The 13,999-nt window shown below is 49.1% G+C and carries 11 protein-coding genes; 2 read left to right on the forward strand and 9 right to left on the reverse strand.

Features of this window, described 5'->3' with window-relative positions; all coding sequences use genetic code 11:
• Positions 1-221 precede the first annotated feature (221 nt).
• From MUN86_RS26365 to MUN86_RS26390, 6 genes are all read right to left on the reverse strand, one after another.
• On the reverse strand, positions 222-1,352 hold the full coding sequence (locus MUN86_RS26365) for a hypothetical protein (protein ID WP_245126779.1): 1,131 nt from the start codon (positions 1,350-1,352) through the stop codon (positions 222-224).
• A 61-nt stretch (positions 1,353-1,413) separates the two neighbouring features.
• Complete coding sequence (locus tag MUN86_RS26370; protein ID WP_245126780.1) at positions 1,414-3,504, reverse strand: phage tail-like protein; 2,091 nt, start codon at positions 3,502-3,504, stop codon at positions 1,414-1,416.
• A gap of 153 nt (positions 3,505-3,657) precedes the next feature.
• Complete coding sequence (locus MUN86_RS26375; protein ID WP_245126781.1) at positions 3,658-3,804, reverse strand: hypothetical protein; 147 nt, start codon at positions 3,802-3,804, stop codon at positions 3,658-3,660.
• Positions 3,805-4,959: 1,155 nt separating this feature from the next.
• On the reverse strand, positions 4,960-5,733 hold the full coding sequence (locus MUN86_RS26380) for a hypothetical protein (RefSeq protein ID WP_245126782.1): 774 nt from the start codon (positions 5,731-5,733) through the stop codon (positions 4,960-4,962).
• Between the two features lie 241 nt (positions 5,734-5,974).
• Positions 5,975-6,184, reverse strand: coding sequence for a hypothetical protein (locus MUN86_RS26385; protein WP_245126783.1), 210 nt, complete (start codon positions 6,182-6,184; stop codon positions 5,975-5,977).
• A gap of 96 nt (positions 6,185-6,280) precedes the next feature.
• Entirely contained in the window at positions 6,281-6,523 is a 243-nt protein-coding gene (locus tag MUN86_RS26390; protein WP_245126784.1) for a hypothetical protein, read from the reverse strand.
• A gap of 532 nt (positions 6,524-7,055) precedes the next feature.
• Here MUN86_RS26390 and MUN86_RS26395 point away from each other — a divergent pair.
• Positions 7,056-7,586, forward strand: coding sequence for a hypothetical protein (locus MUN86_RS26395; protein ID WP_245126785.1), 531 nt, complete (start codon positions 7,056-7,058; stop codon positions 7,584-7,586).
• Between the two features lie 1,517 nt (positions 7,587-9,103).
• Here MUN86_RS26395 and MUN86_RS26400 read toward each other — a convergent pair.
• From MUN86_RS26400 to MUN86_RS26410, 3 genes are all read right to left on the reverse strand, one after another.
• On the reverse strand, positions 9,104-9,739 hold the full coding sequence (locus MUN86_RS26400; RefSeq protein WP_245126786.1) for a hypothetical protein: 636 nt from the start codon (positions 9,737-9,739) through the stop codon (positions 9,104-9,106).
• Between the two features lie 504 nt (positions 9,740-10,243).
• Complete coding sequence (locus tag MUN86_RS26405; RefSeq protein ID WP_245126787.1) at positions 10,244-11,401, reverse strand: DUF262 domain-containing protein; 1,158 nt, start codon at positions 11,399-11,401, stop codon at positions 10,244-10,246.
• A 47-nt stretch (positions 11,402-11,448) separates the two neighbouring features.
• Positions 11,449-12,270, reverse strand: coding sequence for an FRG domain-containing protein (locus tag MUN86_RS26410; RefSeq protein WP_245126788.1), 822 nt, complete (start codon positions 12,268-12,270; stop codon positions 11,449-11,451).
• Between the two features lie 765 nt (positions 12,271-13,035).
• Here MUN86_RS26410 and MUN86_RS26415 point away from each other — a divergent pair.
• A complete protein-coding gene (locus MUN86_RS26415; RefSeq protein ID WP_245126789.1) occupies positions 13,036-13,257 on the forward strand; it encodes a hypothetical protein in 222 nt (73 codons plus the stop codon).
• Positions 13,258-13,999: the final 742 nt, after the last annotated feature.

The following is a 13,999-nucleotide window of genomic DNA, read 5'->3' on the forward strand; positions in this document are numbered from 1 at the left end:
CCCCTTATCGGGGCTAATGTTAGGGCTATGCTTGCTTATCTTTCACCATGGTCGATACGAAGCAGGAAGGACCGAAACCTGCCCTTGACCAAACGTAGTTTGTAGCGGCTTCAACCGAGCAGTTTCTCCAGATTGCGGTGGTGATCCTCTGCTATGGGAAGCTGACGATTATTCCCGTATCAACTTGAGTACCTGGTGATGGGACCCTTGTTGTACTCGTACTAGGTAGACGCCGGGTGGTAAGCTGTTGGCGGGACCGAGAGGCACTGTACTGGTCCCGGGGGCTGCGGGGCGCTCTGGCTCCTCAGCGTGCGTCCGAGCGCATCGGTCAGCTGCCAGCTGAGGGGCCCGGCATTGGCGGTGTGCACCAGCAAGGTTGGCACTTCCCTGCCGCGCACCGGATTGGGGTAGAGCTGCGCGGTAAAGCCCACGGAACGGCTCTCTGGCGTCAGGGGCCGCGAGGCGCTCGTATTGCGGACCGTCAGCACCCCGAGTTGCGTCACGTCGGCCGTGAGGCGGCGCACGCTGCTACTAATTGGGGCGCCTTGCCGGGTCCAGGGGCCGCTGGCTTGGGCGGCCCGCCAGAGCTGCGCAGGCATAGTGAAGTCGAGGCCATTATCATCATCGCTGATCCAACTCACGCTTACGGAGACCGGGGCCCTGGGCGGCTGGCGGGCCGCCACCTGCCAGAGTCGGTCGATGCTCCTGGTGCCGCCCACGGTGGGGCCGTAGCTCACCCCCGCGGCTTGCAGGCCCGCCGTGCGCGTGACCGTGACAGGGCCTAAATTCTGCCCGTTCGAATCAAGCACCAGCCCATTGGTAAAGTCGACCGCCCCCGTAGCGACGCTGCCGCTGCTGCGCGTCACGGCCAGGCGGCCCTGCACGTACTGGCCGGGCCCTTCGCCCATGACCCGCGCCCCGTCGGGCAGGCGTAGCGTGGCCAGCGGGGCACCCGTCTCCGCCTCCTGCGTGCGCACCAGACCCCGGGTTAAGGTGAGCAAGGAGGTGATCACTAGGTCCTCGGTGATCAGCAACCGGTTGGCGCCCGCCGCGCCCGTGTTGTGGAGGGTGATAGCTGTCACGGCAGCCGTGCCGGGGCGGAAGACTTGGGTGCTGGTGCCCGCGAACAGCAGCAGGCCTGGTGAGGTGAGGGTACCCGCGTTGGTTAGGTCGCCCGCGAGGTGCAGCGTGCCGGCGTTGATCAGGGTGCTGCCAGCCTGGTTGAGCACGCCTCCCGCCACGTAGAGCGTGGCGTCGGCTTCTACTGTGAGGGTGGCCCCCGCATTAGTCAAGGTTTGGGTTAAGCCGGGGAAGGCGGGCAGCGCGAGGACCAGAGTAAAGAGGAGTTTCATAACCAGGCGGAGTTAAGCAGGCGGAGGAAAGAAGGCAAAAGCAGCGATAGCACCGTGGCGGTTAGCGCCGGGCCTGCCCGCTGCCGGCTTCCAAGGCCCGCAGCCGCGCCTCAAAGGCGGCGGTGGTGGCCGTGGCCTGGGTCGCTTTGGCTTCGGCCGTGGCCGCTTTGGCTTCAGCCGTAGCGGTGCGCGTTTGCAACGCGGCATTCTGGGCCGCCAATTCTTTGAGGGCCTCGATGAGCACGGGCGTGAGCTGGGCGTAGTTGATGGCTTTGTAGCCTTCCGTATCGGTACTCACCAGTTCGGGGTAGATCTTTTCGACCTCTTGCGCCAGCAGGCCTACCTGCTCGGTGCCGGCCGTGCCGCCGTGCGCCACGCCCAGGGTGTTCCAGGTGTAGCGCACCCCGCGCAGCTGCAGCACGGCGGCCAGCGCGCCGCCCAGCGGGCGCACCTGCTGCTTGAAGCGGGCATCGGACGTGTAGACGATTGAGTTCACCCGGATATCGCCCGCCACATCGAGCAGGTAGCCCGGCGCTTCCGTCCCAATGCCCACGCGCACGGCGAAAGCCCCGGTGCCGCCCAGCACGAGGGAATTGCTCTGGCTCACCTTGGCTTGGTAGCCCAGGGCCGTGGCGTTGGTCAGCGCGCCGGAGGTGGGGCCGGCACTATAGCCCAGGGCGATGTTGCCGCTGCCTGTGGTGTTGTTGAAGCCGCTGTTGATGCCGCTGAACACGTTGTCGCTGCCTGCGGTGGTGTTGTAGCCGCTGTTGATGCCACTGAACACGTTGGCGCTGCCCGTCGTGTTGTTTGCGCCGCTGTTGGTGCCGCTGAACACGTTGCCGTTGCCCGTCGTGTTGCGGCCGCCGCTGCCTGTGCCGCTGAACACGTTGCCGCCGCCTGTGGTGTTGCTGAAGCCGCTTCCCTGTCCGCTGAACACGTTGAAGCTGCCTGTGGTGTTTTCGAGGCCGCTGTTGATGCCACTGAACACGTTGCTGCTGCCCGTCGTGTTGCTGCGGCCGCTTTGATAGCCGCTGAACACGTTGAAGCTGCCCGTCGTGTTCTCGAAGCCGCTTTGGTAGCCACTGAACACGTTGTTGCTACCGGTGGTGTTGTTGAGGCTGCTTTGGTAGCCACTGAACACGTTGGCGCTGCCTGTAGTGTTGTTGACGCCGCTTCCCTGTCCGCTGAACACGTTGAAGCTGCCCGTCGTGTTGCTGAAGCCGCTTTCATAGCCGCTGAACACGTTGCCGCTGCCCGTCGTGTTGCTGTAGCCGCTTAAACTGCCGCTGAATACGTTATTGTAGCCCGTGGTGTTGCTTCTACCGCTTTGGTAGCCACTAAACACGCTGCCGCTGCCTGTCGTGTTCTCGAAGCCACTTTGAAAGCCACTGAACACGTTGAGGCTGCCCGTCGTGTTGGCCTGCCCGGCCCGGTCGCCGCTGAACACGTTGCCGGTACCGGTGGTGTTGCTGATGCCGCTGCTGTTGCCGCTGAACACGTTGAAGTTGCCGGTGGTGTTGTTATAGCCGCTGTAGGCGCCGCTGAACACGTTGAAGTTGCCCTCCGTGTTGCTGCGGCCACTTTGATAGCCGCTGAATACGTTGTTGTAGCCCGTCGTGTTGTTTTCGCCGCTTTGATAGCCACTAAACACGTTGCCGATGCCTGTGGTGTTGGCTTGCCCGGCTTGGAAGCCCAGGTAGAGGTTGTTGCCGATGGTGTTCTGGCCTAGATTCAGGCCGCCATCGGCGCGCACGCCCAGGCCCACGGCCGTGCCAATGCTGGCTCCCGTGCCGGTCAGGGCATTGCCTTGCAAGTGCAGGGCTTGGGTGGCGGTATGGTTGCCCAGGTTGTCGCCGCCGGCACCCATTGGCTGCCAGTCCGGGACCGCGGGGGTGCCCCGGTTGAAGTAGAACCCGGCCGGCCCATCGGTCTGGAACACGAGCAGGCCCGTGGCCGGGCTGGCGATGGCCGTGCGCTGGGCCGCGCTCAGGCGCGGCAGCAGCGCTCCCTTGGCCGACGAGACGATATCGAGGGCCGCCGAGGCATCAGGAGCGGTGGTGCCGATGCCCACGCCGTTCTGGGCCCGGGCAGCGAGAGGGAAGGCCAGCAGCAGCAGCAGGCGGCCCCAAGAGGGGAGAAAGTTTGCCATCATGCAAGGGGATAAGAGAAGGAAGAGATGCCGCTCGCCAGGGTCAAAATGGCCACCAGCGGTTGTAGCGCGAACGGTCGGCCGAGAGGGCAATAGCGTAAGACGAGAAAGGGTACCGGAAGCAGCAGCAGCGGCCAATACCCGCCGCTTACCGGGCTACTCAACCACGAGATAGAGACCCGTTACCCCGCCGTCGAGAAAGCCCTTGGGGAGCCGTAACCCTTTCAAGCGCAAGACAGCCGAAAACACGCCGGCCACTACCAGTAATCCTTGCCGCCGCCCTACCGGACTCCGGGCTGCCAACGGGGATAAAGCAGACGCTCAAAGGCTGTCAGCGCCGGGGCCTCTACTCTCCCCACAGGGGCAGCACGCCCCGGCTGGGCGAAGTTCTTCGTCTGGAAAGGCGCAGGAATAAGGGAAGCCCACCACCTCATAACCAGCAGCGGCTGGTGTCATTCCCAATAGGACCCGGGTAACGTGCCCGGGGTCAGTCGTCGGCTACTGTAAGCCCGTAATGGTCAGTCGCTGGGACCGACGCCGAAGGTCAAAAGCCCGGTTTCTTGCTGGTCTTGAAAAGGTAGTAGGCGCCCCTTTATTCTATTCCCTAGCCCTTTCGGCGAGCGGTCCACAACCGGTCAGTATCCCTCTGAGGAACCACGGCATACATAATATACGATTAATATAGATTATTATGAATATAAAATTCGTATAAAGTTAGGTTTTGCTTTTTGGCCTGACGAGTAGGCTAACAGTGGACGCAGATAGTAGTCTTGTTGGCTCTCCACGCTCCGCGTCATCGGTGGTGCTGGAGTAGAGGCGACTGGATCAGACACTGGCCAACCTTTTTCAGACGGCACACAGTGTGTTGTCTATCCGATTATTGGAGCGTTTTCATAGACAAAATGCTGGTGCGTTTTATGTCCTCCATATGGGGGATAAAGCGGGGAAATAGTTCTATCAATGTCGTCCACCAAATCAGTGTGCCAATAAGTGACGTTGCCCTGACTTCGTGAGACTGAGATAGTCCAAGTATGAGCCGGTGTTGTAACTGCTATGATAGTCTACTCGAAATCTATACTAATCAGATGAGGCTAGTGGTAATACAAAGTCTCTACTCTGTACAGCCCATCTATTCTGACGCCATAAAAACAAAAAGCCCTGGTTTGAACCAGGGCCTTTTGTTTGCTAGAACCATCCTTACAGCCGGATTAAAACAAAGTCGCATTATAAATATAAACAAAAGTCAAATATATTGCAATAGTACAAACACACTTCTGTCGTAAGCTCCCTGACGTAGCAGGGTTGTTCCAGCGGCTTTGCAACTGGCTGGTTCTAATTCTAAACGGTCTGCATCCGCACTGAGGTGGTCCAGTTACGCTGGACAGTTTAGGGCGTTAAGTCGAAGAAGCTGTTGGTGAGCAGGATAGGGTGTCTGATAGTCAATACTGGGATGCACGCCTAATAATCACTGCTAGTATCCATAATGTTCAATGGGTGGCCTTCTCGGTAGTCAATCCGGACTACGCTGTCCACCCGCCCGGCGCGCAACTGCTTGCGTGGAATAGCATCCACCTGCTCGAGCAGTCCATTCAGTTGCTGAATAGGAGCCACCAAATAGAGGCGCAACTGCCAGCCTTGTTCCTCCACCAGCGTCATCTCCAAGCCAATCGTTTCGATCCGCTGCTGGCTCTGTACATAGGCGATCAAGGGTCGGAGCTGGGCGTACACGGGGGCCAGCACCTGACTCAACACAGCACCGGACTTGTACGCAGCCGGCCTATGATCTTGAAACAGCAGGTGTTTGGTAGTGTCGGTCGTGGCCGTTTCAAGCACTTCAACTGCCATTCGCCGATCCGTAAGCCGCGCCTGCAATTCCGTTTCGTCCTCGGAAGTTAACGGCACCCCACTGACCACTAGCTTCTGCTTGGGCGTTTCACGCGAGGCCAGATAGACGATGCTAACGAGCAGTAAAGGAAGAAACAAAAGACCGGCTGCAATCAAGACAGGGGTATTGTATTGCTGATAAGAGTAGTGCGTAGGCCAAATGCGAATCCCAATCGTAGCCAGCACGCAAGAGCAGAGAAAGCCGAGGGGCCGCCATTCAGCGAAGCGCCCTTGTGGCAAGATCAGCAACAAGGCGACGACATACAGAAATACTACCGGGATTGCTTTCAGCAGAAACACGGTATTGGTGATGGCGGAGCCTTCATCCAGCAGCAGCAGAGCAAGCATGAATAGTAATGTTGGATACTGCACAGCAGTATCTGAATGAGAGGGTAGTGGCAAGCGCTACCCCTGACCACCTACCACATCATGCGATTTTAACGGTGTACAGAGCGCAGCAAGCAGTTGAGGATAGCAAATTAGACCACTAAGCCCGCCACCGAAAGAATCATGCCATGGTCGAGCTCTTCTGCTCCGTGCTATTACGTGCTAATGCTTCTCCTTAAGATGTCGTAGACGTTACGCTTCCCTACTGTTCCCGCAGTCGAATGCGCTTCACTAAGAAATAATCGTACAGAACGGCATCGGCGGCATACGTTCCCTGCTCCTCGGTGAAAACGCAGAAATCGTGATCTTGGAAGAAGGCGCCCCCGACAAACTGATGGAGGTTCACCCCATACAGGTAGATGTGCCCGTAGGCGACCCGGCAGGTGGCCGGCCAGTTTCGTTGCTTGGCCAATTGATTATAGGTTGTCGCGACCACATATGAATACATTTTACAGTGCGCTTGCTGACTGTCAAGTATTTTATTGGGGTCCGACAACGCATTATACTTCTAGGCAAAGGTCAGTTTGCGAGCGGTCTCGGCGACGGCGAACTGACGGAGGGTAGCGGGTGTTGCTGCCTCTCTACCAGCCAGTTGAAAGCGGGTCTGGATGGCCGCCAAGTGCTGCGGGTCCAACGACTGCAGTTTGGGGCGATAGCCCAAAATCCGGTAAGACAGCCCATGTACCACCACGCCATACCCGGTAAGGACAACCAAGCACAGCACCAGAACGCTCACAACGGCTCGTTTCATGGTGAAAAACATTTAGCACCAGAAAGGATCGGTACCTAGTTGGTCAGAGGGTATCATCTGATAGAGTAGAAGCATAAAGAGTAGCAAAGAGCCGTATAGCCACCACATCCCTACATAAGTACGTCGGCCACAGGGGTACTGTGCTCAAGGCGGCGAGTATAGAACACAAAGGTGGGTACCATCCAGAGGCCTATCCACCCGCACACGCGATCGGTGGCGTCTACAAAAGCATCTCTGCTTCGGTCTGATGCAAACTTAGGCAGATGCGGTATATGCCTAGCCAGAGCGGAGAGGCAGATAAATACACCGAGGACTCTGGATTTAGTAATGGGCAGGCGGGTAGGGGACCAGAGCAAGTTGGCTGTCGTGGATTTCATGCAGGGTGATGCTTGGTGCTCGCAGTTGTTGCTATGGATAAGAGGAAGCAACTGCTCTATGAGCAACAACAGCCATCCTTCTCCTTCACACCTAAGCGATGAGGCAAAGCTAACGAAATAAACTTTGCACCTCAAAGTACTTTCAATACTTTTGCTTGCCTATATTAATGCCTGGCGCTCCAATGGAGGACTTACTAAATGAAGGCTTACCGAATATAGATGAGTTACAATTACTAGATATCAAGAACGACGACACATCAGCCGATATTTCGCCTTATCCAATGCTATACCCGACGCTGGCTTCCGCACTAGATCAAAATATTGAAATTCATCCATTTTCATCATTCAAGCTTAAGGTCAGCTCAGATAATAATATTAAAATGAATAATAAATTACACGCTATTGTCTTAATAGCAATTATACTGCAATTTCTAGGCGAAGAACTATTGTTTGAGATTGTAGCTCACATAACCCTTCCTTTAAGTAGGTCTTTATCTTATGTAATCCTATTAATTTGGTTTACACTAATTGCATTAGCGTGTTATAAAGGCATGACTTATGAAAAAACAAATACAGACAAGTTGTTTTATGTTTTTTATTGCTGCCTTTTCATTTTAAGCCTCATCTACACAGGAAGGTATGCTTTAAATTGGCTATTGATAGATGACAAACAATTTTATAATTAAGGTGCTGGTTTAAATAGGCATCTATTTAGCGACAAATGAAAATACCTCTCTTATTACGTCTCTTCTACATCTGTATTTTTCCAATTATAGCAATATCTAGTTGTCTGCTATTCTTTGCAAATTTATTTTACTTCAACTATAGTTTTAATGTTATTAGCAAAGTGTCTCAGTACATAATCCTTGCTGTTTCTTATGCTGTACTAGCTTATTCGAGCCTTAGAGCCTACCCATATTTAAAATCTTTAGATGAATTTAAATTTCTTACTTCAGTCTATCTTAACATAAGTGGCTTTACTTTGCTCGCGCTGTTATTTTGCATTATACTCCTAGCTCTTAAAGTACTTCAGGCTGTTTTATTTAACGGCTTTCAAGGAATGTGGACTAATTGATGAAACATTGTTAATGGCCTTAATATTTAGGAATCATGAAAACAATAATCTATAAAAGCATATTGCCTGTCTTTATAACAAGCAATGTTTTTATCTTTTTTGCAAAATATTTATTTATAGTAAAATTTATGGATGATTTCAGTATTACAATTCAATATTCATCCTATATAGTATGGAGTTTACTGCTTATCTATTTATGCTACTTAGGCTGCAATAACTCAAAAACGCACACGGATTTTTTGCTGCCCTTGTATCAATATATGATGGGCTTTATAATGGTGATGTTGGCAACTGGATTATTGTTGATGGCAATGTTCGGTGGAGAACCAAACCCTTTCAAAACCTGATTGTCTGACTTCTAAATTGATTTAATGACATTGATATCACTGACCTCTTTCGCGACACTAATCATCTTGATTTTTATAGCTATAACAGCCATAATCATCTTTTAAACTTACCTATAATTCATGCTTATAACTGGTTTTGTTCCTTTCCATCGGGTGAAATAAAAACAGCTTATTCCCTTGCTTATCCCCAAAAAGTATGAGGCTCCTACAATAGTCGAACTTACTAGTTAAGAACCTTTATCAGTGATGTTTATTCCCTTTAAAGTGTGTTTAAAATATCAGAAAATGAACACTAAAACTGTTATAAAAAATACTTCCTATTGGATCTACGCTTTAGTATTATTTGCCAATCTTTATTTCACTATACCAATAATTAATGTATATAACAAACTTTTTACTAGTTCAACTCAATGCAGTGGGATAACATTATTCATTTTATGGTACTTGCTTTTGATTTTTATGTGCCACAAAGGAATGCTATTTTTCAAAAACAAAAATAAGTTTTTATTGATTATACATAAATCACTTTATTTTTTGACAGTTTTAATTCTGTCATTTACGGTAATCCTATGTTACCTTTTCTCAGGATCTTCAGGTATGTGGCATTAATCAGTAAATTGTTGAAAAGTTAAAATAGCTAGATTGTATATGCGCTATCCCAATTGGCATTTATTGAACGTACCTTTAACAGCTGTCCAACCAGCATTTGCACTTGTTATTGATCTTCGGACGGGCCGATTTACATTCTAGTGAGGACGCTTGCAACACGTAACAGGGCTATTCATCGCTGAGGCGGCGTTAGGATTGGTTTCGTCTGGTCGGCTTGCTGTACCTGCTCGTTTACAGCGTTGATTTCGTCCTGCATCTGCTGCATAGCGGCTTCGCGCTCGATGGAGACGGAATAGCGGTGCAGGTCTTTACCTGCCGCATCTACTTCGCCCGTTATCGTGACGATATAGTCTGGACTACTGCAGTAGAGGTCGAAAGGCGAAAAATGCGCAACTAGGGCATTCGGATCTTGCGCAGGCACCACCTCAGGTTTCAGCATCACAAAGCCGGCCGCTACCAACTGCTTGCGCAGCTGTATCACGCACGCGGGGCTGCTGACGCGGTACACCAGCTCCTCCAGCAGCCGGCCATGGGCATCGGCGTGAAAGAGGAGGAAGGCATCCGTCGTCCTCGAGTAGAGTTTATAGGACGCGGGATTGCTGTCAATATCTGGGTCGTTTTCCCGCCACCGCACGCGTGCGAACCCCGCTTCTCGCAGCACCTTTTCCGACGCGATGGGTTGCCTGTTCTCCCCATGGAAATTCTCCTGTGCGTTTTCGGCCACCACCAGCAGCTTTTTCAGTGACAGGAATTGCGCTTGTGCCCGGCCGGTAGCCAGCAGCAGTAAGGCGATAAGTAAGGTCTTCATGGCTGTCATCAGAACTATAAATTACCCCAACGCGTCAGTCAAAACATCTTCCACGCGGTGCAGCTCTGGTTCCAGAGAGGCACCGTCCCTCGGCAAAATAGCACGTAGGGCGCAGCGGGCAAGCGGCTATAAGCTGCCACTTTTTCGGGGTGAGTCCGATAGCACAAGTAGCTGTTGTACATCTAAAAGGAACATATTAGCAGCCAGTAGGCTGTGAATAGATGCTTTTTCTACCACCAGCTCACTTAGTTCGTCAACCTACTAAGCTGGAGCGAGACTTCTGCAACTGCCATGATTCATTTATGGACACCTTATAATAGAGCGTTTACAAAATGTCCAGAGTACAGACTTACGATGTTTGGCTTTTAGAAGCTGATAATACTCGGGTACAAGCGTTAATCAGAATAGAATGAAAGCTTGCTAAGTTATATAAGCGTTGTTTAAAGCAAGCAGATGCTTTTACATAATAGTGCCTTAACTTATTCAGTTAAGGCACTATTATACTTACTTTTTCTTTGCAGGTTTAGAAGTGCTACTACCCCTAACAAATTGATCAATATAAAAAGCAAAGCCTTTTTCGATTGCAGTATACGCACTTACCAAACCGCTTTGATCGTTAGGATTTCTTAAGCCATTTTGATATTGCTCGTAATTGACAACCCTAACCATATATAATAATTGCCTACTGATAGAATCTTTTTTATCGATAAGTCTTGTATCATTCTTAATAATTTCCAAATTTTCGCTTGGAAGATCTATCAAAAACAGACCTTTTGATTGACTTTTCTGTATTTTAATAAATTCTAATCTTGCTGACTCAAACAAAAATATGAATTCCCTTAAAATCTTGTAGTCATTTTGATGATTTTTAAATAGCCAATAATAAACTGGTATTACGCCAGATGTCTTTAATAAAAGGTCTTTTTCCTCAAATGCTTCATGCATAAGTGCAAGAATAGAATTTACTCTTTTTTCAGCTGAATCAAAGTTAGACGATTCTGCTTCCTTGGCCTCAGATACAAATCTATCCAAATCAATTTTCTTTATATTAACAAACTTACCTCTGAATTCTATAAGAAGTAATTTTGCAGCTGTGTTAAGATCCTGCGCTCTAGCTATGTTAAATTTAATGTTTTTCTTGAAGAAATAATGATTAGAAATATCCTGTATTAGCTTTGGAACTAACCCTTCCATTGCGTTTCTTAACTCAGAACCAGTCAAAGGTTTACTTTTATTTAATCTGACAAATAATTCGTTGATCATTCCTTCTTGGTCAGTAATTACACTCATGACATTAAGAGGGAAATTGTCAAAATTATTGGCAATCCTAGGAAACTTTACTTTTAGATCCTTATATGTAAGACCTCCTAATTCAACTGTAGGGTCATCCATGTATACAAAATCGTTGTTAAGAGCGATTTTATTGTCAATAAAATCGAATAATGCTTCCAACCTCTGCTTTCCATCAATTATAGCATAAGACTTTCGGCTTGGATTTAAATCAAGACCATTAGAATTACCAAAAGTAAAATCAGCAACGTATATTTTTGGAATATCAAACTTGTTAATTACCGAATCAATTAGAAAGGCTTTGTCCCTATCACTCCACAATTGCCCTTTACGTTGATAGAGAGGCTCAAAATCAATTTGATCCTTTTCCATGTGCCACCAACTTATATTTTTACCATCGAAGCTTCTTACTACAAACATTACACACGAAATTTAAAAAAACGTTTGAGTTCGGTTGCAAGTCCAGATAGATCTGGGAATATTACAGAATCAGTTATTCCAATTGAAATTAGAGAAGTAAGTAGAGGCTCAATATCTTTAATTTCAATATAGAAGCATTGAAGCGTATTTGGGTTGAACCCACCTTCTATTGCAACTGTTTCCATAGGTTTTCTATTCTTTCCGAAAACAGAGAACACCCCTCTTTGCGCTACAATTCTAGCACTGTTATATGTTCCGAACATGCAGACTGGATCATTCTTCATCAGTTCAAAACTTGTTCTGGGTTCGTATGCAGTTAAATGCTTACTCTCTAAGGATAGAATACCTCCTGTATATGTATTATCACTAAGAACTGCTCTATTCCATAATACAGGATCTAGTACCCAAACATTAACATCTGTAGCATATACTGTCTCACCCTTAACTCTTTTAGTAACTGCTGAGGTCAAAGCAAAATATAGAGCTACAAATGGGTTTTCTGTCCAATCCAGTAATCTGCTTGGAATACCGAAATGCTGAATATAAAATAGAATTTCCCACTCTTTTATAAAATTAGTTGACACATATGGTACTGACCTTTGATTGAATCTGTCAATGATTTTGCCTTCTAGCTCAAGTAACTCTTCATTATTTGTAATTGAGGGGTGCCTATGAAGGCTTGGAGCTAAGGTGTAATCTGTAGAACCAGAACCTCTATACCATAATATCCTGTCTTCTGAGAGTGGTAATAACTCTTCTATCTTCTCTGTAAAGTCTTTCAGAGTTTCTATTTTGTGTTTAGCTAGTGCCTTTTTCGCCATTAGTATTTTGAAATAGATTGAATTTGAATTAGTAAAGCTTCTGGCTATCGGCGTACTACTATAGTTAGCTAGGCTCAACACTCGTCTAAAGGTGGAAAAGGCAAAGAGCAGTTCCTAGCACCATTGGCACAAAATCCTTTGCCCTTTTAAAACTGGGACCACTCTAGATTGAATGAGCATGCTTAGTTCTGTTAATATCAAAAGCCAGTTGATATGTGTGCCATCCTAGTAAATGGTGTTCCTAGTATGTCACAAACAGTGCAGTGCTGTTATTAGTGGTCGTTTGGCGTGATACTAGACCTTGCCTACCACTTCGTGTTGTAAGAAGGTAGGAGATCACCTTAAGATGGGAGTCGATTACCTCTGAGATAGGAGCAGGTAACAACGTGTGCTTGCGTCATTATTCTGGTAAGAACATCAGGAAAAGGGTCAGCAAGTACGCCTACACGCCGCTGGCACCGGTCACAGGGAGAGACGAACGATCGTCTTGGTAAACCGCATTCCGAATTCCCACCGTGCGATCAGACAAACCAAAAATCCAAAAAGAAAAAATTTAGGTATGCAAGTCTTCCTTGTCGTAGCTAAGTCAGCAACCAAAGCCAAGGAAATTATAAGTTATGATAAGACTTAATTAGCGAAGTTAGATTTTGCCACTTGGTTATGATAAACCTTAAGTATAGAGTCTAACCCATTATGCGGTGTGCTTCACTATCTTGGCAACTCTGTCTTACTTCCTTTTTCTCAGCATCCACATCCCTCTATTTCATGGCCAACCTCGACCTTTCCAAGCTGCAAGAGTTACTCCAGAATGCGGAAGCCAACGAAACCCTGCTGCAGCAGGTGCGCAAGAATATGAATCAAGTGGAGGTACTGTTAGGCGAGATCAGTCAGATGCTGGAGCCCGGCTACACGCCTGCTAAAAAGGAGCGCCAGCCCAAGGCCACCGGTACCGGCAAAGGTCCTGGACGCCCCAAGAAGAACGCGTAACCTCCCGCTTACAAATGCGTCCCTGTCACGCTGCTGGGTCGGCCCACCGTTTGGTCCTGGTTAGCATTATCATAACAACCCTCCTAGCGGGCTGTAGCTACGAGTCGTGGCGCGGTAAGCATGGAAGCGGCTATAACATGGGCATCGCGGTCGAGCCAGCCGTCTTAACTATGACAGTCATCGGAATAGGGCTGATGAGCTATTGGCTGTGGCGTCGCAGGAAGAAGCGATAGCCCCCTTCTCTAAACCTGGTCTATAGCCTATCTAACTGAGCGTGGCTCCTACCAGCTAAGCTAATACCGCTGTATTGAGTTGGTATTATTTCCTTTCCATATAAAAGTTACATTCTAAGACCGCTCCTGCTTTGAATGTAACTGGGCTACCGTCGAGGCGCGAGCTTACCTTACCAAATGAAAGTAATATGTAGGATTGAATGGTCTTCGGCGGCACTTCAGGGAGGGGTAAGCGAACGTGCTGCTGGAACTGTTGCCCGCTCACCTCAAATTGTGTGAAGTTGCAACGCGTTTGCGTTGAGCTAACTACATTAACTCCTCGCTAATAACTAGAATTCTGCAAGGGTCTGCCTACATCTTCTCAAAAACAGACCGAACGAAGCGCGAACGTATTGTCCGCAGAGGTAGTCAGGGCGCAATAGCCACGGCACGGGCAAGGATAGTAGCCATAAACACAAACTCCGAGAGGCGTAAGCGATACGTTCCTAATCCGTAAGCTGCTTTTTGCC

The organism is Hymenobacter volaticus (assembly GCF_022921055.1).
Classification (GTDB): Bacteria; Bacteroidota; Bacteroidia; order Cytophagales; family Hymenobacteraceae; genus Hymenobacter; species Hymenobacter volaticus.